Source organism: Glutamicibacter sp. BW78 (assembly GCF_002332245.1).
GTDB lineage: Bacteria > Actinomycetota > Actinomycetes > Actinomycetales > Micrococcaceae > Arthrobacter_H > Arthrobacter_H rhombi_A.
Genome location: NZ_NRGU01000029.1, coordinates 95824 through 119707 on the forward strand (window position 1 = coordinate 95824; position 23884 = coordinate 119707).

Below are 23884 nucleotides of genomic sequence, written 5' to 3' on the forward strand. Positions count from 1 at the left end.
AGATATAGCTTTAGGAGAACGGGGACACCATGTCTGAAACCGTGAACTTGCCCGCACTCGGTGAGAGTGTCACCGAAGGCACTGTGACGCGCTGGCTCAAGCAGGTCGGCGATAGCGTCGAGGTCGACGAGCCGCTACTGGAGGTTTCCACCGATAAGGTCGACACCGAGGTCCCCTCGCCGGTCGCTGGTGTGATCGAAGAAATCCTCGTTCCCGAGGATGAGACGGCAGATGTCGGCGCACCGCTGGTGCGTATCGGCGACGGCTCGGGATCCGGTTCCTCCGAGGAGGCACCGGCCGAAGAAGCACCGGCAGAAGAAGCTCCCGCCGAGGAGTCAGCTCCCGCAGCCGAGGATTCCTCCTCCGACGAGGCCCCCGCGGCTTCCAGCGATTCCGGCGATTCCGGCGAACGTGCCGATGTCACGCTTCCGGCCTTGGGCGAAAGCGTCACCGAAGGCACTGTGACGCGCTGGCTCAAGCAGGTCGGCGATGACGTCGAGGTCGACGAGCCGCTGCTCGAGGTTTCCACCGATAAGGTCGACACTGAGATCCCTTCGCCCGTCGCCGGCACACTGCTGGAGATCAAGGTGAACGAGGACGACACCGCTGAGGTCGGATCCGTCCTGGCCGTTATCGGTTCCGGTGCAGCCCCGGCGGCGGAAGCCCCGAAGGCCGAAGCGCCCCAGGAAGAAGCTCCCAAGCAGGAAGCTCCCGAGGCCGAAGCGCCTCAGGAAGAAGCTCCCAAGCAGGAAGCTGCCAAGGCCGAAGCACCCCAGCAGGAAGCTCCGAAGCAGGAGGCTCCCAAGGCTGAGGCCCCCAAGCCCGTTTCGACTCCTGCCCCGGCAGGAGGCAACGACGGCTATGTGACGCCGCTGGTTCGTCGTCTGGCTTCGCAGAACGAAATCGACCTGTCGACGGTCACCGGCACCGGTGTCGGCGGCCGCATCCGCAAGCAGGATGTCCTGGACGCCGTCGAGGCCAAGAAGTCAGCTGCCCCGGCAGCACCGGCTAACGGCTCGGGGTCGGCCCCGAAGGCTCCCGCCGCCGTCGTCCCGTCCTCCCTGCGTGGGAAGACGGAGAAGGCACCCCGGATCCGCCAGGTCATCGCCAAGCGGATGCGCGAGTCGCTGGAGACCTCAACGCAGCTCACCCAGGTCCACGAGGTCGACATGACCCGCGTGGCCAAGCTGCGCACCTCGGCCAAGGCACAGTTCCAGGCCGTCAACGGCACCAAGCTGACCTACCTGCCGTTCATCGCCAAGGCCGTTGCCGAAGCGCTGAAGCAGCACCCGAAGCTCAACGCCGAGTACGACGAGGAAAAGCAGGAGATCACCTACCACGACGCCGAACACCTGGCGATCGCGGTGGATACCGATAAGGGTCTGCTCGTTCCGGTCATCAACAACGCCGGTGATTTGAACCTCGCAGGCGTCGCCAGCCGCATCGATGATGTTGCCAAGCGCACCCGCGACAACAAGATCGGCCCGGATGAGCTCTCCGGTGGCACGTTCTCGATCACCAACATCGGGTCGGTCGGCGCACTGTTCGATACACCGATCATCAACCAGCCGCAGGTGGCCATCCTCGGCACCGGAGCGATCGTCAAGCGTCCCATGGTCGTGGCGGGCACCGATGGCGATGACACGATCGCCATCCGCCACATGATGTACCTGTCACTGACCTACGACCACCGGCTGGTCGACGGCGCGGATGCCGGACGTTTCCTACAGACCTTGCGTGCACGTCTGGAAGAAGGCGCTTTCGAGGCCGACCTCGGCCTGTAGCAAGCCCCGCCGGACCATCTGACCTGGTCCGATGGTGAACGACGACGGCTGGTGAACCCTTCTGTAGAGGGTCACCGGCCGTCGTCGTTTCTTCGACTGGACACGGTTTCGACACGCTGTCGAAACCACCCCTAGAATGGCCCTATGAACTTCATTCTCACCTTGCTCATTTTTGTGCACATTCTGGGTGCTGCCGCGATCTTCGGCGGTTGGCTCGCCTCCTTCAAAACCCCTACGGTCGGCCTTTGGCAGTGGATCGGCGCCATCACCCAGGTGGTGACCGGCATCTTGATGTTCGGCCTGCTGGAGATGGGAGACGGGGAACCGAACAGGATCAAGCTGGGCGTTAAGCTCATCATTGCCCTGGGCATCCTCGTCGCGGCATGGATCGGCCGTAAGAAGGTCAAGAATCATGAGGTGGTGCCCACCGGCATCGCCCACGGTGTTGGCGGCCTGGCTTTGATCAATATCGCCATTGCGGTGCTCTGGGTGTAGGCATCGACCATGGACCCCCGGTTTTTACCGGGGGTCTTTTGCTGTTCGGAGTCATCTTCTTGCCCCGATCGCCGGGAGCCATAGGATGGAGATGGCGCCCGGAACCGGTCGCCCAGCTCAGATGTGGAGGAGTCACCATGGCTACAACTCGTACCGCCCGCACCGTTTGGAACGGCGATCTTTTCTCCGGAAGCGGTCAGACGTCTTTCGAAACGTCAGGTATCGGCACCTACGACATCACCTGGAAGGCCCGTTCGGACCAGTCCGAGGGCAAGACCAGCCCCGAGGAACTGATCGCCGCAGCGCACGCTTCCTGCTACTCGATGGCCCTCGGCGGCGCGTTGAAGGACGCAGGCTTCACCGCTGACTCGATCGAGACCAGTGCCGAAGTTGATTTCGACACGACCAACGGTCCGCTGATCAGCGAGATCCGCTTGACCCTGAAGGCAACGGTCCCCGGCATTGACGAAGCCACCTTCAAGGCGGCAGCCCAGGGCGCCAAGGAAGGCTGCCCGGTCTCGAAGGCCCTGGCCTCGGTGCCGAGCATCAAGCTCGACGCAACCTTGGTCTCCTAGCTTTCAGCTCACCCAACGAGGGAGGGCGTCGGAACCATGCATGGTTCCGACGCCCTCCCTCGTTGTTCTGTCTCCAGAGGATCAGTCCGCCGAGGAGTCCTGCGGACGGGCAGGAAGCGGCCCGGGTTCGCGGGAGGGGTAACCTTCTCGTTCCGGAGGCCTCTGCGTCGGGATCTCATGGAGCATTTCCTTAAGCACCATGATCCCGTGCTCCAGCTGCGGGTCCGTTCCTGCCAGATGGGCGTGCGGCGGGAAGGGCACGTCAATATCCGGGTCGACACCCCGGTTCTCCACGCCCCAGCCCACGCCTCCGGTGAACCAGGTGGCATAACGTGGCTGGGTCACGCCGGTACCGTCGGCCAGATCGAATTCGCCGTCGATGCCGATGACCCCGCCCCAGGTCCTCACCCCGACCACGGGCCCAATGGCTCGCAGTTTGCTGACCTGCGTGATGATGTCCCCGTCGGATCCTGCCCATTCATCGGTCAGGATGACCACCGGCCCACGTGGTGCACTAACGGGGTATGTCGACGGCTCCTGTTCGCGGGCCACCGACCAGGCAGTGACCTTCCGGGCAATCACCTCTGCCACAAGTTGGGACGTATGGCCGCCACGGTTCCGACGTACGTCGATGAGCAACGCGTCTCGCGACGCTTCCTGATCCAGATCCCTGAACAGTTGGGCCCACCCCAGCGGCATCATGTCGGGGATATGCAAATATCCGAATGCGCCTTGGGAAGCTTCTCTGACGTCCCGACGGTTACGCGACACCCACTGGTGGTAACGCAGCCGCTCTTCATTGCTAACCGGAACGATCCCGACGCGTCGGATCTCGCCCGGGTTCCGTGATGATGCACCGCCACGGACGGTGAGTTCAATGGGTTGACCGCCGGTGCCCTGCAGCAGGGCCGCTGGACCGGATGCGGGGATGTCTACCCCGTTGATCGCCAGTAGCTCGTCCCCGGCCCGGACGCCCACACCGGGCGCAGCCAGTGGCGCATAGGCCTGGGGGTCGGATGACTCCCCCACCAGCACGTTTTCAACGCGCCATTGGCCATCGACCCGTGCCAGATCCGCACCGAGCAAGCCTTGATTGTCGGCACCTTGAATAGGTTTCGGGGTGACGTAGGCATGGGAGGTGCCCAGTTCCCCGTGTAGTTCCCACAGCAGGTCCACGAGGTCGTCGTGGCTGCCCAAGCGCTCAAGGAGCGGACGGTAGGTCTCAGCCACCGCTGCCCAGTCACGGCCGGCCATATCCTCGACCCAGAAGAAATCACGCTGGAGCCGCCAGGCTTCGTCGAAGGCATGGGCCCAGACCTTCGCGGGGTCCAGGCTCACTCGAATACGGTTCAGGTCGATGTCCTGACTGTCGGCCGAGTCCGACTCGGCTGGCTTATCCGTTGGTACGGCCCGTACGGTGCCGTTCTGGACGGCTACCAGCCGCTTGCGGTCATCACTGACGAGGAACGCCTCCGCGGCCTCCAAAAGGGTGGTGAGCCGCTGCGTTTCATGGTCGAACCGTTCCAGCCGTTGGGATTCAGCCTCGGCGTCGGGGGCACGGCCATCGCCGGTGACTCCGGTGGAGACATCGGTTAGCCACAGCAGCCCTCCGTCGACGGCGACCAACGATTCGTAGCGACCCTGTGCAACGGGAACGGCGAACAGGCGTGAGGGAAGCCCCTCACGCACCACGTTCGTCTCCGGAAGGGGCGCTGGCGTCCCGTTGCTGTCGGTTCCGGCGTCCTTTCTGACCTCTTCGACGCTTGTTTCGGCCCCATAAACCCGGGGACCGTAGAGCGAAGGAGTCCGATCGTCCAAGGCCAAAAGGAACGGCTTCGTCGATGCGGGGAAAGCCAGGTCGAAGCCGTGGGTGTCGTAGAGCGGATCGAAACTTCGGTCGGAAAGGAAGGCCAGATATTTCCCGTCGGGGGTAAACGACGGTGCATGGTCACGGAATCGACCGTCAGTTGCTTCGATCGGCGCCTCGGTCGGCTCGTCGGTGGACACCAGGAGCATGCGGGTGCGCGACCCGAAAGTGGCGACCGGCTCGGTGAAGGCCAGCCATCGTCCGTCAGGAGAGAACGCGAGCCCTTCGGCGGCTCCTTGGCCTCCGGCGCTGATCTCATGCCACGTCGAGGCTTCCGGTTCCAGTAAATAGGTGTGGCCGGCTTCTGTGGAGACGGCTATCCAGCGGGCATCGGGGCTGGGGATGAGACTGCGGACTCGGTGACCGCCCGGCAGTTCGAAGTCACGCGTCCCTTGTTCAGCCCCCGCATTGTCCCCCGCATCTTGCTCCGGAGGAGTATCGGCTGATGAATCATCGCCTGTGGCCGAAGCAGCGACGGCATCGCGTCCCTTCCCGGTCGCCGCGATAGGTGTCGGCAGTCCGGCACTTCCGGCTGCGCTGACCGGCTGTGGAAGATCCCCGGCTTCTTCATCCGTGTCACCGGTTTCCCCATTCGTCGGGCCATCTCCCGGGCCCGAACCGGCGCCAAAACGCCCCTCGGCCGGGGTCCGCTCGCTACCGGCTCCGGCGCTGCCTGCTCCCGCGGGATAGCGCCGTTCGAAGGCATCCAGTTCTTGAAGGTGGATCGTTTCCTCACCCTGCACGTCGGAAACGTAGAGCACTCGGTCAGAACCGAACAGGCTGCCCAACCGTGCCCTGACACCGGGGGCCGATTCGATCGCCCGGGCCGGCCCACGACGGTGGGGCAGGAGATGTAGTGTTCCGTGGCTTTCGATGATGCTGGCGTTCCCGCTCTGGTCGGGGGTGGCCCGGACCAAATGACCGGCGACGTCCAGCCTGGTTGGCTGTCTGCCGTGTCCGGCAGATCCGAGTGTGATCTCCAGTTTCCTAGGTTCTGCGTCCAGCCCGTCCAGGACCCACAGTTCGCCGGCAGACTCAAAGACGAGGCGCTGTCCGTCGGAGGCCAAATGCCTGACGTAGTAGCTCTCATGGTCAGTATGCCGCCGTAGGTCACCGCCATCGGGGCTGACGGAGTAGATGTTGCCGTATCCCTCGTGATCCGAGAGGAAGGCAACACGTTGGTCGACCCACACCGGGTCACATAAGTTTCCGTCCAGCTCGGGAATCAGGCGCTCGAATTCCCCGCCACCATCCCGATCGATCCAGAGTTTGCCGGCGGTTCCACCGCGATAACGCTTCCACCAGGCTGGTTCACGACTCAGAGCACTACCGATCACCAACGGGCGTTCGTCTCCCACCGACGGCCCCCATGCCAGGGAATCAACGGGCCCAAAATCCAGCCCCCGGCCTGAAGAGCCGTCGAGTGCAACAGTTCGGGCCCAGGTCAAACGCGAATCCGCCTGATCCTTGGAAGTAATAGCTAGAACGTGGCCATCGGGGGTATATCCGCGGTTTTTCGTCGACGGGTGACCCCAAAAGGTGAGTTGTCGGTAGTCGCCACCGTCGACGGATGCCGCCACGATCTCCTGGCTGCCCCCGCTACGAATGGTCCAGGTGATCGTCTGCCCGTCGGCGGAGAACCGGGGGTTACGTGCCGGCAAGCCCTGCGCTGAAAGGCGCCAGGCACGGCCCCCAGCCAGTGGGACAAGCCAGACATCGTCCTCGGCGACGAAGGTCACGAATTCGGCGGAGACGTGCGGGTAGCGAAGGTAGGAACTCAAACTCATGATGCGATCCTACCGACCGATATCGGTGGCGTCACCGCCGAAGATTCATCCATGGATCCCCGGAGACCCCGAAGCATCCACAACAGAGTCGATCAACCACCCACCATCGACACGCTCCAAGATCAAAATAATGTCCTGTTCCTCGGGCTCCGAGACGCTCTGGATCATTGCACCATCTGCTCCGACAATTTGATAGGCGCTCATGATGCTGGTGGCGGCCACTTCGACCCGGGCGTCCTCCGAACCCTTGTTGACCGTGGCATGCGTTAACAGTGTTTCCAACCCGCGATAGTGCAATCCCCGAGCCCGTAGCTGACTGGAAATCGCGAGATCCGGACCCAAGGAGTTACCTCCGGTCGCGTGGACCTGCCGTAAGGCAGCAGGATCGGCTTCCGCCAAGGCGAGATCTCTGCGGGCTGTGAGCACCCGTGCCGCCTTCACCGGGTCATCCGGCACGGGGGCTGAGAAAACTGGCGTTTCCAGCACCTTCGTGAGGCGTGGACCCGACGACGACTCCGACGTGGCAGCTGCCGCCGGCGGCTCGCCAGCCACCCCCTGCTCCGATACGGGAGCAGCGGTGGGCTGAAGGGTGGTCACCGCCGACTGGGCCGCGGGGGCGGAGTCCGGGTCTCGGCCATCCACGCTAGCAAGCACCAATCCAGCGACGAGCAGACAGAGCAGCACCGTAGCTGCCGAGAAGGCCGCCATCCTCACGCCCCGTCGTGTGCCGCGCTCAGCTCTGGATCCTCGCCGACGGCCATCGCCTCGTCCACGACCCTCGATACGTCGGGAGAGCCCTGGCACAGACATGCTCCTACCCTGTCGCCGATTCCGGTTTCGCCTGAGCGGGAGGGCCCTGCGGATCCATGCTGCCGGACGACGACCGGCCCGTTGCCTGGCGGGATCCGCCACGACATCGGTCACCATCTGCCCGAGCGCCTCGGTCCTCACAGCTTGCCGAAGGTTCACTGGTTGCGGCTTGGCTATGTGGAAGATTCGGCGCCCAAATTCCTGAGCGCCAGGCCGGTCGTCCTCGTCTTCGGATAATGCGGATTCCAGCAGTTCCACGAGTTCCGAGGGAACCCCTCCCAGCAGGCAGGATAAGGGGGGCCGGTGTTGAGTGGGCCCGGCAACACGACCGGTCACCATATACCAGGCCAACGCCGCCAAAGAATAGACATCCCGGGCCGGTTGTAGCCGTCTGCCTCCGAGTTCATCCACATCCGTGCTGGGAGCCTTGAACCCCGGGGTTCCCGATTCCTCTTGGCGGCCACCCACCAGCACCGCCAATCCGAGGTCCGCCAGTTTCGGTTTCCCTTCCGCGGTGAACAGGACATTACCTGGCGAAATATCACCGTGGACGGCGCCGTGCTCATGCAGGAACGCCAACGCTCCGGCCAAGGGGGCAATAACCGTGACGGTCTCCCCCAGGGTCAATGGTCCACGGGCCGAGATCAGATCCGCCACGGAACCTCCCGGAAGGTATTCCATCAAGATGCCTTCGCCTTGATCGGTGGAGACGGCCCCGATCAACTCGACGATGTGCTGATGCTTCATGGCAGCCAGTGCCTGGACTTCTTGGGAGTAGGCACCGTTCGCGGAGGTTTCAGAAACACCAAGCTTCAGGGCAGCACGATCTCCAGTATGACGTTGCCTGACGACATAAACCGTGCCACTTGTTCCCCTGCCGAGCTCGTGTTCAAGCGCCCAGTCCTTCAGCTCTGGTCGACGTTTCCACTCATTCGGTGCATCCATCCTCCAGTTCTACCGATTTGGTCGCCAGTCTGCAGAAGTTATCCACAGACCACCCTGTCGTCCCCAATTCGAACCTGCCACCTGCGGCGAGTAGCGTATGGCGCATGACCATCTCCTTCCAGCGGCTGGGCCTTGCCCCGGACTACGTTGATTACCAGGAGGCTTGGGACCTGCAACGCCGGATCCACGATGAAGTGGCTGCCCGAACGCACGGACCAGAAGTCCTCCTGCTTGAACATGCCGCCGTCTACACGGCTGGCAAACGCACCGAACCTCAAGACCTGCCCATCGATGGAACTCCCGTTGTCTCCGTGGACCGCGGCGGCAAGATCACTTGGCATGGCCCCGGGCAGCTTATGGGCTACCCGATCGTCGAGCTGTCCAACCATGCCGGCATCCGCGACTATGTGCATCGCCTCGAGGAGATGCTGATCAACGTCGTCTCCGACTACGGCATCACGGCACAGCGTGTCGAGGGCCGTCCAGGAGTCTGGGTCGTCGGCACCGACGACGCTCAGGACCGTAAAATCGCCGCTATCGGCATCCGCGTGGACCACGGAGTCACCATGCATGGTTTCGCACTGAACTGCGATAATGACGACTCCGCATTCTCCCGGATCATCCCGTGCGGAATCGCCGACGCCTCCACCACAAGCATCACCGAAGAAAGCGGCAGACGAGTCCGCCCCGTCGACGTACTCGACCGGGTGCAGGACGAGCTGACGCGCCTGCTCGAACCAGCCATCAAAACGAACACACCGATCGCCGATGAAGGAGCCCTACTGTGAGCCTCGCCCCCGAAGGACGCCGCATGTTGCGCATTGAACAGCGCAACTCGGCCACCCCCGTGGAACGCAAGCCCGAGTGGATCAAAGCCAAGGTTGAAATCGGCCCCGAATACGTCGAGATGAAGAAGCTCGTCAAGGACAAGGGCCTGAACACGGTGTGTGAAGAGGCCGGTTGCCCGAATATTTTCGAATGCTGGGAAGACCGCGAAGCAACCTTCCTCATTGGAGGTTCTGAATGCACCCGTCGCTGTGACTTCTGCCAGATCGACACCGGCAAGCCGGCTGCTCTGGACCGTTCTGAACCTTTCAAGGTCGCCCAGTCCGTGAAGCAGATGGGTCTTCGCTATGCCACGGTGACCGGTGTGGCCCGCGACGACCTCGATGACGAAGGATCCTGGCTCTACGCCGAAACCGTCCGGCGAATCCATCAGTTCAACCCCGGCACCGGCGTCGAACTCTTGATCCCCGATTTCTCCGGTAAAAAGGAATACTTGGATGCGATCTGTGCATCGGCCCCCGAGGTCTATGCCCATAACGTTGAAACCGTGCCTCGGCTGTTCAAGTCCATTCGTCCGGCCTTCCGCTACGAACGCTCACTCGACGTGATCCGCCATGGTCACGAGAACGGGATGATCACGAAATCGAACTTCATTCTCGGCATGGGCGAAAACCCCGAGGAAGTCGTGGATGCCATGAAGGATCTGCACGAAGCCGGCTGCGACTTGTTGACCATCAACCAGTACCTGCGTCCCTCCGAGCGGCACGCTCCCGTGGACCGCTGGGTGAAGCCCCAGGAGTTCGTCGAGCTGCAAAAACTAGCCGAAGAAATCGGGTACCTCGGTGTGATGGCGGGGCCGCTCGTACGCTCCTCCTACCGCGCTGGAAGGCTCTGGGCCGGGGCCATGCGTAAGAAGGGCCTGCCCATTCCCGAGGACATGGCTCATATCGAGAGCTCCGGAACAACCAAGCAAGAGGCGGCCACCCTCCTCGCTGCCCAACAGTAGCTCTCCGATCACGTAGAATTGGACCACTATGGCCAGAACTTCTAACTCCCCCGCAGACGACGGCGCCAAGCCGAAGCGTTCGTTGTTTTCCCGCAAGCCCAAAGCCGAGAAGGCCGCCAAAGAACCGGGCCGCCTAAAGCAGCTCGGCCAGGTCTTCCAGATGACCCGGCGTAACGACCCCAATGCCGTCTGGTGGATGGTCTTGGCCTTCCTCGGCATCGTTGCCGTCGGCCTGATCATCGGCTTGGTGATCAACAACTGGATCACCACGCTGCTCGTCTCCATTCCTTTGGGCTTGCTGGCAGCACTGCTCATCTTGTCGCGTCGCGCCGAGAGGGCTGCTTTCAAGCAACTTGAAGGCCGCCCCGGTGCCGCTGGTGCTTCCATGTCCGTCTTGAAGCGTGGCTGGATTCTCACGGAGCAGCCCGTAGCAGTCAGCCCCAAGACCCAGGACCTTGTCTTCCGCGGTATTGGTCGCTGTGGCGTCGTATTGGTAACCGAAGGACCGACCCACCGGGTCCGCCCACTGGTTGATGCCGAGCGGAAGCGGATGAACCGTGTTCTGCCGAACGTGCCGATCCACGTGATCAACGCTGGTTCCCATGATGGACAGACCGGTCTGGGAAATGTTTCCAAGAAGATGAAGAAGTTCCCCAAAACGCTCAATAAGCAGGAGGTCCACGCCGTGGACATGCGGCTTTCCACGTTGGGTAGCGCGAAACTTCCCATTCCTAAGGGCATCGACCCGAATAAGGCCCGGCCTGACCGCCGTTCCATGCGTGGACGTTAGAAACAAAGAACGCAAAAGTGCCGGCTTCCCCACGAGGGAGCCGGCACTTTTCATCTCAGGTGACACAACCGGTGGAGACGGTATGCGGCTTTCTCTAACGCATCAGGTACGGACCAGGATGGTTTTGATCGCCCGGTCGTGGAGGCCACGCTGATCCGAATCAGTCACCAGTGGTGGCACGACCAAACACACCAGGATGCCACGGATGAGACCTTGAATCGGTCGCACGGGCGAGCCGTCCATGCCTTGGACCTGCATACCGAGGGTCCGGTGGCCAATGGAATGGCCCGTCAGTCCGACGAAGATGATCTGCATGGCCGCGAAGAACGCTAAATTGGCGTAAGAACTGCCGTGGAAGAAGATGAACGATGGAATCATCGCCAAGGCCCAGTCGATGAATAAGGCACCAACTCGCCGGCCCATGCGCGCCACCGACCCTGGTCCACTCGCGGGCCTTCCGAGCCGCTGCCCCGGCCACGCTTCAGAGTTGAGTTGCGGCGGGCCCTCAAGCCATGAACTGACATCTTTACGTTCCACCCCTCCAGTCTATCGTGGGCTCTCCCGAGTGCAGTGACATCCTTACCTCCGCACGAATACGCCCAGAGCATGAGACGAAAAATGATGAATGAGGTTCCCAGAAATCGTTTATTTTCGCCTCCACAGCACTCTGTAACGTAGTTGAAGCAAATGTGTCACGATCAAGAATCCAAAATTCGTTAGAGTAGAGAGACAGCGAGGGGCCGACACGCGCAAAGGCCGCGTGCTTCCCTGGCCTGAGCAAACCTCATAGGAGCAGTAGCAGATGTTCAAAAACCCTGACGAAGTCCTCAAGTACATTGCCGACGAGGACGTTAAATTCGTCGACATCCGATTCACGGACCTCCCGGGGGTGCAGCAGCACTTCAACGTCCCAGCCAAAACGGTTGACGCGGACTTCTTTGTTGATGGGCAGCTTTTCGACGCTTCCTCGATCAAGGGCTTCCAAGGCATCGCCGATTCGGATATGCAGTTGATTCCGGATGTGACCTCCGGCTTCCTCGATCCATTCCGGATTGAAAAAACCTTGGCCTTCAACTTCTCGATCGTCAGTCCCCGGACCGGCGAGCCGTACCACCGTGACCCGCGTGGTGTAGCCGAGCGCGCAGAGGCCTACCTGGAGTCCACGGGCATTGCCGACACGGCCTTCTTCGCTCCCGAGGCGGAGTTCTTTATCTTCGACAACATGCAGTGGGAGTCGAAGCCACAGGGTTCCTTCTACAAAATCGATTCCGTCGAAGCTCCGTGGAACACGGGCAAGAAGGAAGAAGGCGGCAACCAGGCGTATAAGACTCCGTTCAAGGGCGGCTACTTCCCGGTGGCTCCCACCGATAAACAGGCCGATTTGCGTGACGCCATCTGCCTCGAGCTTGAAGCTGCCGGCCTTGAGGTCGAACGTTCACACCACGAGGTAGGTGCTGCCGGCCAGGCCGAGATCAACTACAAGTTCAATACGCTGACCCACTCGGCCGATGACATCTTGAAGTTCAAGTACATCGTCAAGAACTTGGCCGATGCCTGGGGCAAGTCCGCCACGTTCATGCCGAAGCCGGTCTTCGGTGATAACGGTTCGGGGATGCACTGCCACCAGTCCTTGTGGACTGACGGGGTGCCCCTGTTCTACGACGAGAAGGGCTACGCAGGCCTTTCGGACACCGCCCGCTGGTACATCGGTGGACTGCTCAAGCACGCCTCAGCTGTCCTGGCCTTCACCAACCCGACCGTGAACTCCTATAAGCGGTTGGTCAAGGGCTTCGAAGCCCCGGTGAACATGGTGTATTCGCAGGGCAACCGCTCGGCCGGCATCCGCATCCCGATCACGGGCTCTAATCCGAAGGCCAAGCGCATCGAGTTCCGTGCGCCCGATGCTTCGGGCAACCCGTACCTTGCCTTCGCTGCTCAGCTCATGGCAGGCCTCGATGGGATCCGCAACCGCATTGAACCAGCAGACCCCATCGACAAGGACCTCTATGAGCTTCCTGCCGAAGAGGCCAAGGACATCCAGATCGCACCAGGTTCACTCGAGGAGGCCCTGTCGGCCTTGGAGGATGACTTCGAGTTCCTGCTCGCCGGTGACGTGTTCACCGAAGACCTGATCCGGACATGGATCGACCTCAAGCGCGAAACCGAGATCAAGCCACTGTCGCTGCGCCCGAACCCCTACGAGTTCGAGCTCTACTACGGCTGCTAGTTAGTTTCCTGCGCTAGGCGGCGTTGAGTCTGAAAAAAGTCCGCACGAGCGGCCAGCACTTCGGTGCCGGTTGCTGGTGCGGACTTTTTTGCCTGTGTACCGGCCCTTGACGAACTTCTCGGCGGCTGCCGTGCACCCACAGCTCGGCACTTCTGGCCCCGTCTTTGACTCGTGATTCTCCCTTTCGAAGAATCCCACGTTTCATTCACCCCGCACATCTTCACAAGCGCTGGTCAGAGAATGGGGTCTTCCTTAGAATCGCTGTATGGCCTACCACCTCGAAAGACTCTCACGCGGCAGTGTTGACTCGCGCACGGATGCATTCGGGAGCAGTCTTGATGAAGCTCTCCAGACGACCATCGACCCCCTGACTGCAGACGGGGTCGAATTCGCACGCCTCATGGAAGACGATTCTGCGGACAGTGGACCTGGTGAAGGTCGAATCGTTGCCATCTATACCGAGGCAGAGGGCTGGCACAAGCTCGTGCCCTAAAGGCTGGACCATTCTGTGGCTGCACAATATCTCCCGGACACTGCCTTAGAAGGGTGGTTTTCCTGGGGGTTTATCGGGTGTCCCGGGTTCTGGATGTAGCGGATTGCCTCGGTCATCAGGGCGATGGATCGCCGGTGGCCCATACTCACCAGCATTGCGTTTCAAACGCCGCTTCCGAGCCGCTTTGGCATGAGTCGTCAGCGCGTAACGTCCACGCTGGGGAGCCTCGCAAGAAGAATCCGGTACCTCTTGGATCCGACCCCATAAACGGATCTGCAAATCCAGATACTTCTCATACTCACGTTCGATCGTGCTCGACTCGATCGTGAACGCTTTCGGCCGGACTACCGGTAGCGGTACCACCGGTGGTATCACCGCATCGGGATCGACTGGCGGCCCCTCACCACCCGAGCCGGTGGCTTGAGAGGTTTGCCAGGGGTCTGCCACGGCCCAAGGCGCTGCCGGGTAGCCAACCCGACGCGTCCCGAACAGACTCGTGACCAGGATCGTGCCTCCGGCTCGTTGCTCGACTTCGAGTAAGCCTAAGGACTTCAACCGATGACACCGTTTGCACCCCAGGCGCAGATTCGCGATATCGGTACCACCACCATGTTGCCATTCCTGGGTGTGGTCGATTTCGCACGTCCTGCCTGACCCGGTGCATCCCGGGGTGGTACAGGAACCGTCCCGAAATTGCAGGATCGCTCTCTGGGCCGCTGTGGGCCGATACCTGCGTTGCCCGAACTTCACCACCGCCCCGGTCAGTGGATCGGTGATCACCCGCCACCAGGACTTCGCTGCGACCATCAACCGGGCCGCTGATTGTTGATCAATGGGCCCACCACCCAGGATCGTGGGCAGCGGCGCTCCGGGGGTGAGTTCTGCGACCGCCAATCCACCGGGAACATCCAAGCCGGCCTGATCATGGTCCGAGACAGGAGTGGCCGCGGGGATGCCTTCTCGAACGTTTGCCCCGCCCGCCGTCCCCGTGTCAGGCTCGGGGCCGTTGATGGGGGTGTCATCAATATTGGTGGGTCCTCCGGCGGTTCCGGGCAGCATGGTCGCTGGAATCGTCACGAAGACCTGGGCGTCCACGGTCTCCAGCCCCTGGCCACGGGGACCGTTGAGCATGAAATCGGTGAAGACATCGGCACGTAACTGATCCAAGGTCCGGAACTCACCGGGGTCATCAGTCGGCAAGGAGGCATCCGGGTCGTCACCAGCGGATTCGAGCAGGTCCGTCCCGCTGCCCGTGCGCTCCTCGGTGCCGGGGCCTTGGGCTGCTTGTGTTGCGGCGTCGCTGACCGCTACGGCGGTTTCGGGGGCTGTTTTCAGCAACCGGGCCATGGCATCGATCTTGGAGAAGATCGCCTGGCAACTGGCCGAGGGGAGGTAACCGGAGAACCAGGTCATCCCGTCGCGGCCCTCTTCCAAACTGATCCTGCGGTCCCGCAGCGCGGCCCGGGAGCGTTTGGTGAAAGAGAACCCGTAATACCTCTCCATGACCTGCCGGCCCCGAGCTCGAAGTTGGGAAGGCGACTTGCCCGGGGCGATCGCGAGCATATCGGCCCCGAAGTCGCGCCGATCGGCTCTGGCCCGGGCAGCACTGGCCGCGGCCTGCCGTTCAAACTCTTCCTTGCTGGCCTCATCCGCGTCCCGGGCCGGCAGAACTACTGGTTCAGCGGTGATGTGTTGGGTATGTTCCAGGATCCGTTGGACATGGCTGGCACCGATACGGCCCAGTGCCAGGGACTCGAGGACTTCGGGGGTATCCATCACCAGGGTCTCGGCCTGATCCAGGACCCGGTGTCCCTGGCCCGGGGAGAGTCCGGCGATCAGGGCGATTTCCAGGGCAGCGCTATCGGTGGCTGCGTAGGAAATGATCCGACCGGTCCGTAGCGAGATTCGCATCCCGGGTCGGCTGGTCAGTGCTTCCAGGCGGGGGTCGATGGCTTGTTGGGCTTCGTCGTGGAGCATGGCAGCGGCACGGAATTTTTCGGCTTCAGCGAAGCGGGAAAGTGCTTCGGCTGCTTTGAAACGGCTCGAACCATCAACGGGCGTTGGGCCGAGGCGGGTGAGCGTCCACCCGGTGACCGTCTGCGCTTCGTTGTCCTGGTCCATAACCCCACTGTGCCAGTTGCCACCGACAGATAGGGCGTGTGGTCCCGGGGTGTGGAGAACAGGGCCTAGGCGGGGTTTGTGATGGGAAAGAGGCCATTCAAACGAGCCGAGAAGTTGGTCAGTAGCCGTCCTGTATCCGATGAAACACCTCGGCAAAAGGACGCACATTCCACACGACGGGCTTCAAAAGCTCGGGGGCAGGTTGCCGGAGAGACGAAGATCTACAGTAGTTCTAGCCGGCGATCGTGGTCAGCAGGAAAGCTGACGGTTCGGAGGCCAAGACGTTGTGAATGACATCGGGGATCACGTAGAGCCCACCGTGGCTGATCACCTGCTCGCCATCAGCCCAACGAACGGTGACCGTCCCCTGCAGGACCAGCAGGGTGGCCGACTCCGGCTTGCTGTGATCTGCCATCTCGGATCCGGCGTCCAGTGCCAGCAGCGTCTGACGCAACTTACCGTCCTTCAGTACGGCAGTGGCGCTGCGCCCATGCGGGGCGGTCTTGGCCTTCTCCAGGTGCTGGGCGACCAGTTCGTCGAGATCGGCTTTACTCACATGCATGTTTCCCACTTTCGTTGTTCAGGGACTGGACCAGACGGTACCGATGGCAGCGTCGTGGTCTCCTGCGTTCCATTGTGCCCTGCGAGTGAGGCAGCCCAGTTAGTCATGGCCATTTTCCTCGAATCCGTAGAAGTGTCTCTCGAAGACGCTGCGGGCCCTGCGTGTCACACGCCGGTAGTCATTTTCCAGCTCGGAAGCGTTTCCTGCCGGATACCCGCACCACCGCGCGACGGCTTCCATGTCACGCCACGACCGGGGCAGGACATCCGAGGCACGCCCGGTACAGGCCACCGAGGCACCACGGATTTGGGTCGCCAGCAGCCACGCCCGGTCCAATAGTTCGACGTCGCCGCGGGGCAGCAGCTCGAGGTCAGCCAACGTGGCCAGTGCCTCGCGCGTGGAAGTGGTCCGTAATTCAGGATGGTCCTTGGCATGTTCGAGCTGCAGGAGTTGAACGAGCCATTCGACGTCGCTCAAACCGCCGCGCCCCAACTTCACATGTCGAGTGGAGTCCGCGCCACGCGGCAGCCGTTCTGCTTCCACCCGGGCCTTGACCCTGCGAATCTCACGCAGTTCGTCGGGGCTGGCTCCACGGCCGTATCGTACGCCGTCGACCAGGGTCATAAATTCGGCGGCCAAGCTATCGGAACCAGCCATCGGGCGGGCGCGCAGGAGCGCCTGACGCTCCCATACCAGGGCCCAGCGGTCGTAGTAACCACGATAGGACTCCAGGGAACGGGCCAGCGGACCGTTCTTCCCTTCGGGCCGCAAGGCAGCGTCGACCACCAGCTTGGGTTCGGCGAGCACTGCCGGTTTCAGCGGCTGAGTGAGCAGCTTTCCCACATGGGCAAAGATCCGCAGTGCCTGCTGCTGTGCGCTTTGCGGATCAGCCCCTTCCAGCGGTCGGTGAACATAGATCACATCCGCATCCGAGCCGTAGCCGATCTCCCGGCCGCCCTGGCGCCCCATCGCCACCACGAGCAAGTCGGTTAACCGCTGGGTCGTCTCGAACTCGTGGCTCTCGGCCACCCGTAAAGCAGCCAAGACTGCCGCCCGATCCACATCAGACAGGGCCCACCCCATCTCATCGATGCTCAGCAGATCGGCCGAATCGGCTAAGGCAATCCGGAGCAACTCACGTCGCCGGTTCAGACGCACCAGGCGCATGGCCGACTCCGGGTTGCCATGCCGTTTGAGCTTGGATGCATTCTCCTGCCAGAGCTGCTCGAAGGGCAGGGGCCGCAATTCTCGGTCATCTCCGAGCCAGGACGCCGACTCGGGGGAAACTTCCAGGAGGTCGGTGATGAAACGCGAACCCGACAACACATGGCAGAGCCGTTCGGCGGCTGCCTTGGAGTCACGCAGCATGCCCAGATACCAATGCGATTCCCCCAGCGCCTCGCTCAGCCGGCGGAAACCCAACAGACCAGCATCTGGATCCACCCCCTCGGCCAGCCATTCGAGCAGCACCGGCAGGAGCTGACGCTGTAAAGCGGCACGACGCCGCACACCAGTGGTGAGTGCCTCTATATGGCGCATGGCCCCCTTGGGGTCAAGGTAGCCCAACGCGGCCAATCGTGCCTGTGCTGCGGCGGGTGAGAGCCTGACCTCATCGGTGGAAAGGTTTGAGGCCGAAGCCAAGAGTGGCCGGTAAAAAATCGATTCGTGCAAACGCCGGACCGAACGCTTGGTGTTCTGCCATTGGCGGGTGAGTTCGTCGGCAGGTTTGCGCCCGCTGATGGCCTTCCCGCCCGAGGCCCTGAACAAGACGCGCAGGGCGGCCTCCTTCACCGGCATGAGGTGGGTACGACGCATGTTCACCAATTGGAGGCGATGCTCCAGAACCCGCAAGTACCGATAGGCCTGATCGAAATCTGCGGCATCGGCACGCCCGATGTAGCCGCCCACGCTCAAAGCGGTGATGGCCGACGTCGTATCCCGCACCCTAAGGGTCTCGTCGACGCGGCCGTGAACCAGTTGCAGGAGCTGGACGGTGAATTCGACATCGCGCAATCCGCCCGGGCCCAGCTTGATCTGACGGGAGAGTTCATCGGGTGAGATATTCTCCAGCACCCGTTTACGCATCCCCTGGACCGATTCCACGAAACCGTCCCGCTCCGAGGAATTCCAGATCATCGGAGCGACGGCTTCCTCATAGCGGCGCCCCAGTTCAATGTCCCCGGCAATACACCGTGCCTTCAACAAGGCCTGGAACTCCCAGCTTTTGGCCCACCGCTCGTAGTAGGCCACATGTGAGGACAACGTCCTTGAAAGCGCCCCATCCTTGCCTTCTGGCCGCAGGTTCGCGTCGACTTCCCACAGGGCCGGCTCCGGGCCGGGGGAATTGATGACTCGGGAGATGCCGATGGCCAGGGTCGCCGCGATCTCGGCGGCACGATCATCGTCCAGGTCTTCGGCCCCGTGGACGTAGATGACGTCGACGTCCGAAATATAGTTCAGTTCCCAGGCCCCGCACTTCCCCATCCCGATGACTGCCAAATGCACTGCGGCGACGTCTTCGGAGGCGAACCTTTCGGCGGCTTCGAGCCGGGCGATGGCCAGGGCGCCATCAATGGCTGCCCCTGCCAGATCAGCCAGTTCCGCTGCCACGGCAGGCATGACGGCCGAGGGATCCTCCGCACCAACATCACGGAGCGCCAGCTGGGCGAGTCCTGCCCGGTAGGCGACACGCAACAGGGCGTAGCCGTTCTTTCCCTCGTGGATGGCTACCGGCACGTGGTGGTCCGGGTCTGCGCCTACCGCCTGCAGCATGCGCTGGCGCAACGTCCGGTAGGGTATCTGACGCCACCCCTCGGGCACTTCGGACACGAGTGCGGTATCGGCACCGTCCTCGAAAGCACCGGATTCGGTCGTGGAGGGATCTGCCCCCGGGGCGGCGTCCCCGACGGAATCCTTCTCCTGGGGGTCTTCACTGGCGGGCTGGTCCTCCGGGGCGAAGATGCGCAGTTGTTCCGGATGCCTGACCAGGAAATCTCCCAGAGCTTCCGAGGCACCCAGCAGGCGCAATACCGGGATCGCCGCCTCGACGTCGTGCAGTCGGTCCAGGATCCCGGGGGCCCGCTCGGCCAGGCGCAGGACCAGCAACAGGGCCTGATCCGGATCGGCTGCCGCGCGCAGACCAGCCAGCAGTGCAGCCTCGTCGGCTCCGGCGAGGACCTCGTCGCCGAGGAACCGTTTGGCCCGCTCGACGTCGTCGAACCCGGCGGAAATCAGCTGTCGCGTCAGGCTCACGGAAACCGCCTAGAGAATGCCGAGGTAGCGGGAGGTTTCGAAGGGGCTGACGTATTGCCGGTATTCGTTCCATTCGTCCTGCTTATTGCGGAGGAAGGAATCGAAAACCTGTTCGCCGAGGATACCGGCCACCAGTTCGGAGTCCTCCATGGAACGGATGGCGTCATGCAGCGATCCGGGGAGCGGGGCGTGGCCCATGGCCCGGCGTTCGGCGGCACTGAGACCCCAGACGTCGTCGTCGGTTGCCGGTGCGAGCTCGTACCCCTCTTCGATCCCCTTCAGGCCGGCACCGAGGATGACCGCGTAGGCCAGGTACGGGTTGGCGGCAGAGTCTATGCCCCGGTATTCCACCCGTGCCGACTGGCCCTTATTCGGTTTATACAACGGCACACGCACCAGGGCGGAACGGTTGTTGTGGCCCCAGGATAAGTGGCTGGGCGCCTCTCCCCCGCCCCAGAGCCGCTTATAGGAGTTCACGAACTGGTTGGTGATGGCGGTGAACTCGGGGGCGTGGTGCAGGATGCCGGCGATGAATTGCCGGGCGGTCTGCGAGAGCTGATACTCCTGCCCTGCTTCGAAGAACGCGTTGGTATCGCCTTCAAAGAGGGAAAAGTGGGTGTGCATGCCCGATCCCGGATGGCTGGAGAAGGGCTTGGGCATGAAGGTTGCGTAGATCCCCTGCTGCAGCGCCACCTCCTTGATGACGGTCCGGAACGTCATGATGTTATCCGCCGTCTGCAGTGCGTCCGCGTAGCGCAGATCGATTTCGTTCTGTCCGGGTCCGGTCTCGTGGTGGCTGAACTCCACGGAGATGCCCACCGCCTCGAGCATGGTCACCGCACGACGACGGAAATCCTGCCCCACGCCGCCGGTCACATGGTCGAAGTAGCCGCCGTAGTCCACGGGGATTGGTTCACCGTTATCGCCCAAGTCATCGGACTTCAACAGGTAGAACTCCACCTCCGGGTGGGTATAGCAGGTGAATCCCTGTTCCGCTGCTGCCGCCAACTGGCGTTTGAGCACATGCCGGGGATCCGCCGGGGACGGTTCGCCTTCGGGGGTCAGGATGTCGCAGAACATGCGTGAGGTCGGTTCGATCTCCCCGCGCCACGGGAGGATCTGGAAGGTGGAGGGATCCGGTTGAGCGAGCATGTCGGATTCGTAGATCCGCGACAGGCCCTCGATGGAAGAACCATCGAACCCGAGCCCTTCCTCGAACGCACCCTCGACCTCCGCCGGGGCCAAGGCCACCGACTTCAGTGATCCGACCACATCGGTGAACCACATGCGTACGAAACGCACGTCGCGCTCCTCAATGGTCCTGAGCACCAATTCCTGCTGGCGGTCCATATGCGTCGCTCCTCGTCTGATCCGGCGAATGCTGCGGTGGTTTCGGGCCGTTCCACCGCGCTTAACCCTACTCGGAATCCGTGCACGACCGAGTGTCCCGGCGCACAGGTGACGTATCGTGATAGCCATGTCGCACGAACAGCCCTCCCCCTACGACTCCGGTCAGTCCACTCCCGCGCCCCCAGTCAGCGGCAGGGTCCGCATCGGGCATCTAGCCCGCGCCAAGGCAGAGGGCCGACGCTTTGCCATGTTGACCGCCTACGACCAGTATGCTGCGTCCATCTTCGACGAGTCCGGCATCGAGGTCCTGCTCGTGGGTGACTCTGCCGCAAATAACGTCATGGGATATTCGACCACCCTGCCCATCACCCTCGACGAGATGAGCGTCTTCGCCCGCTCCGTCACCGCCGGCGCGCGGCACAGTCTGGTCGTCTGCGATCTGCCCTTCGGCAGCTTCGAGGCCTCCCCCCAGCTTGCCGTCGAATCATCGGTACGACTGATGAAGGAGACGGGGATCCATGCGGTGAAGATGGAAGGCACCGCCCGACGCGCGGAGCACGTCCGTGCGGTGGTCGACGCAGGAATCCCGGTCATGGCCCATATCGGTTTCACCCCGCAGGCCGAACACGCCCTCGGTGGCTATAAGGTCCAAGGTCGCGGTGGGGCCGCCCAACAGCTCATCGACGATGCCACGGCCCTCCAGGAAGCCGGCGCGTTCTGCGTCCTCATGGAGATGGTGCCCTCCGAGGTCGCCGCCGCCGTCGACGCCGCGGTTTCGGTTCCCACCATCGGCATCGGCGCCGGTGCCGGCACCACCGGACAGGTCCTGGTCTGGCAGGACATGTTGGGGTTGAACCCCGGTAAGTTGCCCCGCTTTGTGAAGAAATATGCCGACCTCCGCCAGGTCATGGGCGAGGCAGCCTCCGCGTACCACCGTGACGTTCTCGAAGGGACCTTCCCAGCGGAGGAACACGGCTTCTAGCTAGTCCTCGTCGTCGTCCCAGGCCTCGTTGTTCCGGGCCACTTGGGACAGTGCGCCTTGGGCTTCCTCACGGGTGTCATAGGGGCCCAGCAGTTGCGACCAGTCCGATTGCGGACCGGCTTCAACCTGCTTGGTGTTGACGTTGAACCAGAAATTGCCGCCCGTGGTTTCACTGCCGTCACTCATGCCGTACCTCTTTCCTGCGGTTCCCCGGCTCACGTCCGGGCTCATCTGGGGAGCCCACCATACTCCGGGCCTCGAACTTGGCGATAGGATCGAGAACATGCCACGTACGTCCACAGCACCCCTTGGAAATCTCGTCCCCGGTACCCCGACGCCTCAACGTCATGTTCCGGCCTCAATCACCCGTCCCGAATATGTCGGCAAACCGGCACCGGCCAAGTTCGAGGGTTCCGAGGTGAAGTCCGCCGAAACCATTGAACGGATCCGCCACGCCTCGAAGATCGCCGCCGAAGCCCTGCAACTGGTCGGGAAGGCAGTCGTCCCCGGAGTGACCACCGATGAGCTGGACCGCATCGGTCACGACTACCTGATCGAAAACGGGGCCTACCCTTCCACGTTGGGCTACCGCGGTTTCAGCAAATCATTATGTGCGTCGATCAACGAAGTCATTTGCCACGGCATTCCCGATACCACGATGGTGCAGGAAGGGGACATCGTGAACATCGACATCACCGCCTTCATCAACGGTGTCCACGGCGATACCAACGCCACCTTCCTCGCCGGGGACGTCGACGAGGATTCACGTCTGCTGGTTGAACGGACGGAAGAGTCTCTCCGCCGGGCCATTAAAGCGGTGATGCCCGGACGCGAGATCAACGTGATCGGGCGGACCATTTCTGCCTACGCGAAGCGTTTCGGCTACGGCGTCGTCCGTGACTTCACCGGTCACGGCGTGGGTGAGGCCTTCCACACCGGGCTGATCATCCCGCACTACGACGCCGCTCCCGCCTACTCACGGCTCATCGAGACCGGGATGGTGTTCACCATCGAACCGATGCTCACGCTCGGGAAGGTCGAGTGGGACATGTGGGACGACGGTTGGACGGCTGTGACCCGCGACCGCAAACGCACCGCCCAGTTCGAACACACCCTCCTGGTGACCGACCAGGGCGCCGAAATCCTGACCGTGGCCTGACCCGGCCCTCCTACCCCCGCTGAGGAGCACCATGTCGAAGGACGAGAAAAACAAGAAGAACACCGTCTCCACCGCCATCGGTGTGGATATCGGCGGTACCGGGATCAAGGGCGGCATCGTCGACCTGAAGAAGGGCAAGCTCATCGGCTCGCGTTTCCGCATCGATACGCCGACTCCTTCCACCCCGGAGGCCGTGGCCGAGGTCGTCCGGCAAATCGTCGAGGAACTCGGCACCCGGGATCAGTCCCCGGCCGGCGACGCCCCGGTAGGCATCACCTTCCCGGCGATCATCCACGAAGGCGTGGCGCTCTCGGCAGCCAACGTCGACACATCGTGGATCGACACGGATGTCGACACGTTGTTCACCGACGTGCTGAAACGTCCGGTCCAGGTCATGAACGACGCCGACGCCGCCGGACTGGCCGAGGCCAGGTACGGGGCGGGGGCGGGAGTCAAGGGCTCGGTCATGCTCATCACCTTGGGCACCGGCATCGGCTCTGGTCTGGTTCATAACGGCGTCCTGGTGCCCAACTTGGAGCTCGGCCATCTGGAAATCGACGGGCACGACGCCGAAACGCAGGCCTCAGCCTCGGCCCGGGAACGAGATGATTTGTCCTGGGAAGAGTATGCCGTGCGGCTGCAGCGCTATTTCTCGCACGTGGAATTCCTCTTTTCACCGCGGCTCTTCGTGGTCGGCGGCGGAATTTCGAAACGATCGCAGGACTTCCTGCCTCAACTCGACCTCCGCACACCGATCGAACCGGCGCATCTGAAAAATAATGCCGGTATCGTCGGCGGCGCCCTGCAGTCAGCCATCCACCACGGTTTGCACGACTAGCGCTCGCCCGTCAACGATCCGGGCCGGCGGCAAGAAGCCGTCGTGACCCGGAAGG

General features: G+C 62.5%; 19 protein-coding genes. 11 read left to right on the forward strand and 8 right to left on the reverse strand.

Features of this window, described 5'->3' with window-relative positions; genetic code table 11:
• Nucleotides 1-29 precede the first annotated feature (29 nt).
• The 3 genes from sucB (at nt 30) to CIK75_RS04220 (ending at nt 2854) form a co-directional block, all read left to right on the forward strand.
• Nucleotides 30-1784 (forward strand): 2-oxoglutarate dehydrogenase, E2 component, dihydrolipoamide succinyltransferase, encoded by a 1755-nt coding sequence (gene sucB / locus CIK75_RS04210; RefSeq protein ID WP_086999849.1) that lies wholly within the window; start codon nt 30-32, stop codon nt 1782-1784.
• Between the two features lie 144 nt (nt 1785-1928).
• Nucleotides 1929-2279: a hypothetical protein gene (locus CIK75_RS04215; RefSeq protein ID WP_086999847.1), complete on the forward strand. Its 351-nt coding sequence runs from the start codon at nt 1929-1931 to the stop codon at nt 2277-2279.
• A 137-nt stretch (nt 2280-2416) separates the two neighbouring features.
• Nucleotides 2417-2854: an OsmC family peroxiredoxin gene (locus CIK75_RS04220; protein ID WP_086999845.1), complete on the forward strand. Its 438-nt coding sequence runs from the start codon at nt 2417-2419 to the stop codon at nt 2852-2854.
• Between the two features lie 81 nt (nt 2855-2935).
• On the opposite strand, the gene CIK75_RS04225 is transcribed toward CIK75_RS04220, so the two are convergent.
• Nucleotides 2936-6508, reverse strand: coding sequence for a S41 family peptidase (locus tag CIK75_RS04225; protein ID WP_086999843.1), 3573 nt, complete (start codon nt 6506-6508; stop codon nt 2936-2938).
• Nucleotides 6509-6553: 45 nt separating this feature from the next.
• On the reverse strand, nt 6554-8263 hold the full coding sequence (locus CIK75_RS04230; RefSeq protein ID WP_096223264.1) for a serine/threonine-protein kinase: 1710 nt from the start codon (nt 8261-8263) through the stop codon (nt 6554-6556).
• Nucleotides 8264-8367: 104 nt separating this feature from the next.
• Here CIK75_RS04230 and lipB point away from each other — a divergent pair, with 104 nt between their 5' ends.
• The 3 genes from lipB to CIK75_RS04245 are packed head-to-tail and all read left to right on the forward strand — an operon-like array spanning nt 8368 to nt 10845.
• On the forward strand, nt 8368-9051 hold the full coding sequence (lipB, locus tag CIK75_RS04235) for a lipoyl(octanoyl) transferase LipB (protein ID WP_086999839.1): 684 nt from the start codon (nt 8368-8370) through the stop codon (nt 9049-9051).
• A complete protein-coding gene (gene lipA, locus CIK75_RS04240) occupies nt 9048-10055 on the forward strand; it encodes a lipoyl synthase (protein ID WP_086999837.1) in 1008 nt (335 codons plus the stop codon). The genes lipB and lipA overlap by 4 nt, the downstream gene beginning before the upstream one ends.
• A gap of 28 nt (nt 10056-10083) precedes the next feature.
• Complete coding sequence (locus tag CIK75_RS04245) at nt 10084-10845, forward strand: DUF4191 domain-containing protein (RefSeq protein ID WP_086999836.1); 762 nt, start codon at nt 10084-10086, stop codon at nt 10843-10845.
• Between the two features lie 102 nt (nt 10846-10947).
• Here the strand turns inward: CIK75_RS04245 and CIK75_RS04250 are convergent, their stop codons facing one another.
• On the reverse strand, nt 10948-11268 hold the full coding sequence (locus tag CIK75_RS04250; protein WP_342744390.1) for an RDD family protein: 321 nt from the start codon (nt 11266-11268) through the stop codon (nt 10948-10950).
• A gap of 379 nt (nt 11269-11647) precedes the next feature.
• Between CIK75_RS04250 and glnA (CIK75_RS04255) the strand changes: the two genes are divergently transcribed.
• Nucleotides 11648-13072 (forward strand): type I glutamate--ammonia ligase, encoded by a 1425-nt coding sequence (gene glnA, locus CIK75_RS04255; RefSeq protein ID WP_086999831.1) that lies wholly within the window; start codon nt 11648-11650, stop codon nt 13070-13072.
• Nucleotides 13073-13337: 265 nt separating this feature from the next.
• Nucleotides 13338-13565: a hypothetical protein gene (locus CIK75_RS04260; protein ID WP_086999829.1), complete on the forward strand. Its 228-nt coding sequence runs from the start codon at nt 13338-13340 to the stop codon at nt 13563-13565.
• A 45-nt stretch (nt 13566-13610) separates the two neighbouring features.
• Here the strand turns inward: CIK75_RS04260 and CIK75_RS04265 are convergent, their stop codons facing one another.
• From CIK75_RS04265 to glnA (CIK75_RS04280), 4 genes are all read right to left on the reverse strand, one after another.
• Nucleotides 13611-15686: an HNH endonuclease signature motif containing protein gene (locus CIK75_RS04265; RefSeq protein WP_158225890.1), complete on the reverse strand. Its 2076-nt coding sequence runs from the start codon at nt 15684-15686 to the stop codon at nt 13611-13613.
• Between the two features lie 232 nt (nt 15687-15918).
• Nucleotides 15919-16248 (reverse strand): hypothetical protein, encoded by a 330-nt coding sequence (locus CIK75_RS04270; RefSeq protein ID WP_086999824.1) that lies wholly within the window; start codon nt 16246-16248, stop codon nt 15919-15921.
• 99 nt (nt 16249-16347) lie between these two features.
• Entirely contained in the window at nt 16348-19500 is a 3153-nt protein-coding gene (locus tag CIK75_RS04275) for a bifunctional [glutamine synthetase] adenylyltransferase/[glutamine synthetase]-adenylyl-L-tyrosine phosphorylase (RefSeq protein WP_241895285.1), read from the reverse strand.
• Between the two features lie 9 nt (nt 19501-19509).
• A complete protein-coding gene (glnA, locus tag CIK75_RS04280; protein WP_086999822.1) occupies nt 19510-20850 on the reverse strand; it encodes a type I glutamate--ammonia ligase in 1341 nt (446 codons plus the stop codon).
• Nucleotides 20851-20977: 127 nt separating this feature from the next.
• Here glnA (CIK75_RS04280) and panB point away from each other — a divergent pair, with 127 nt between their 5' ends.
• Nucleotides 20978-21832, forward strand: coding sequence for a 3-methyl-2-oxobutanoate hydroxymethyltransferase (gene panB / locus CIK75_RS04285; RefSeq protein WP_086999820.1), 855 nt, complete (start codon nt 20978-20980; stop codon nt 21830-21832).
• On the opposite strand, the gene CIK75_RS04290 is transcribed toward panB, so the two are convergent.
• Nucleotides 21833-22018, reverse strand: coding sequence for a hypothetical protein (locus CIK75_RS04290; RefSeq protein WP_086999819.1), 186 nt, complete (start codon nt 22016-22018; stop codon nt 21833-21835).
• A 97-nt stretch (nt 22019-22115) separates the two neighbouring features.
• Between CIK75_RS04290 and map the strand changes: the two genes are divergently transcribed.
• The gene (gene map / locus CIK75_RS04295; protein ID WP_087000056.1) at nt 22116-22991 is read left to right on the forward strand and encodes a type I methionyl aminopeptidase; all 876 of its coding nucleotides are present in this window, start codon (nt 22116-22118) and stop codon (nt 22989-22991) included.
• Nucleotides 22992-23022: 31 nt separating this feature from the next.
• Nucleotides 23023-23829 (forward strand): ROK family protein, encoded by an 807-nt coding sequence (locus CIK75_RS04300; RefSeq protein WP_086999817.1) that lies wholly within the window; start codon nt 23023-23025, stop codon nt 23827-23829.
• The last annotated feature ends 55 nt before the right edge of the window (nt 23830-23884 follow it).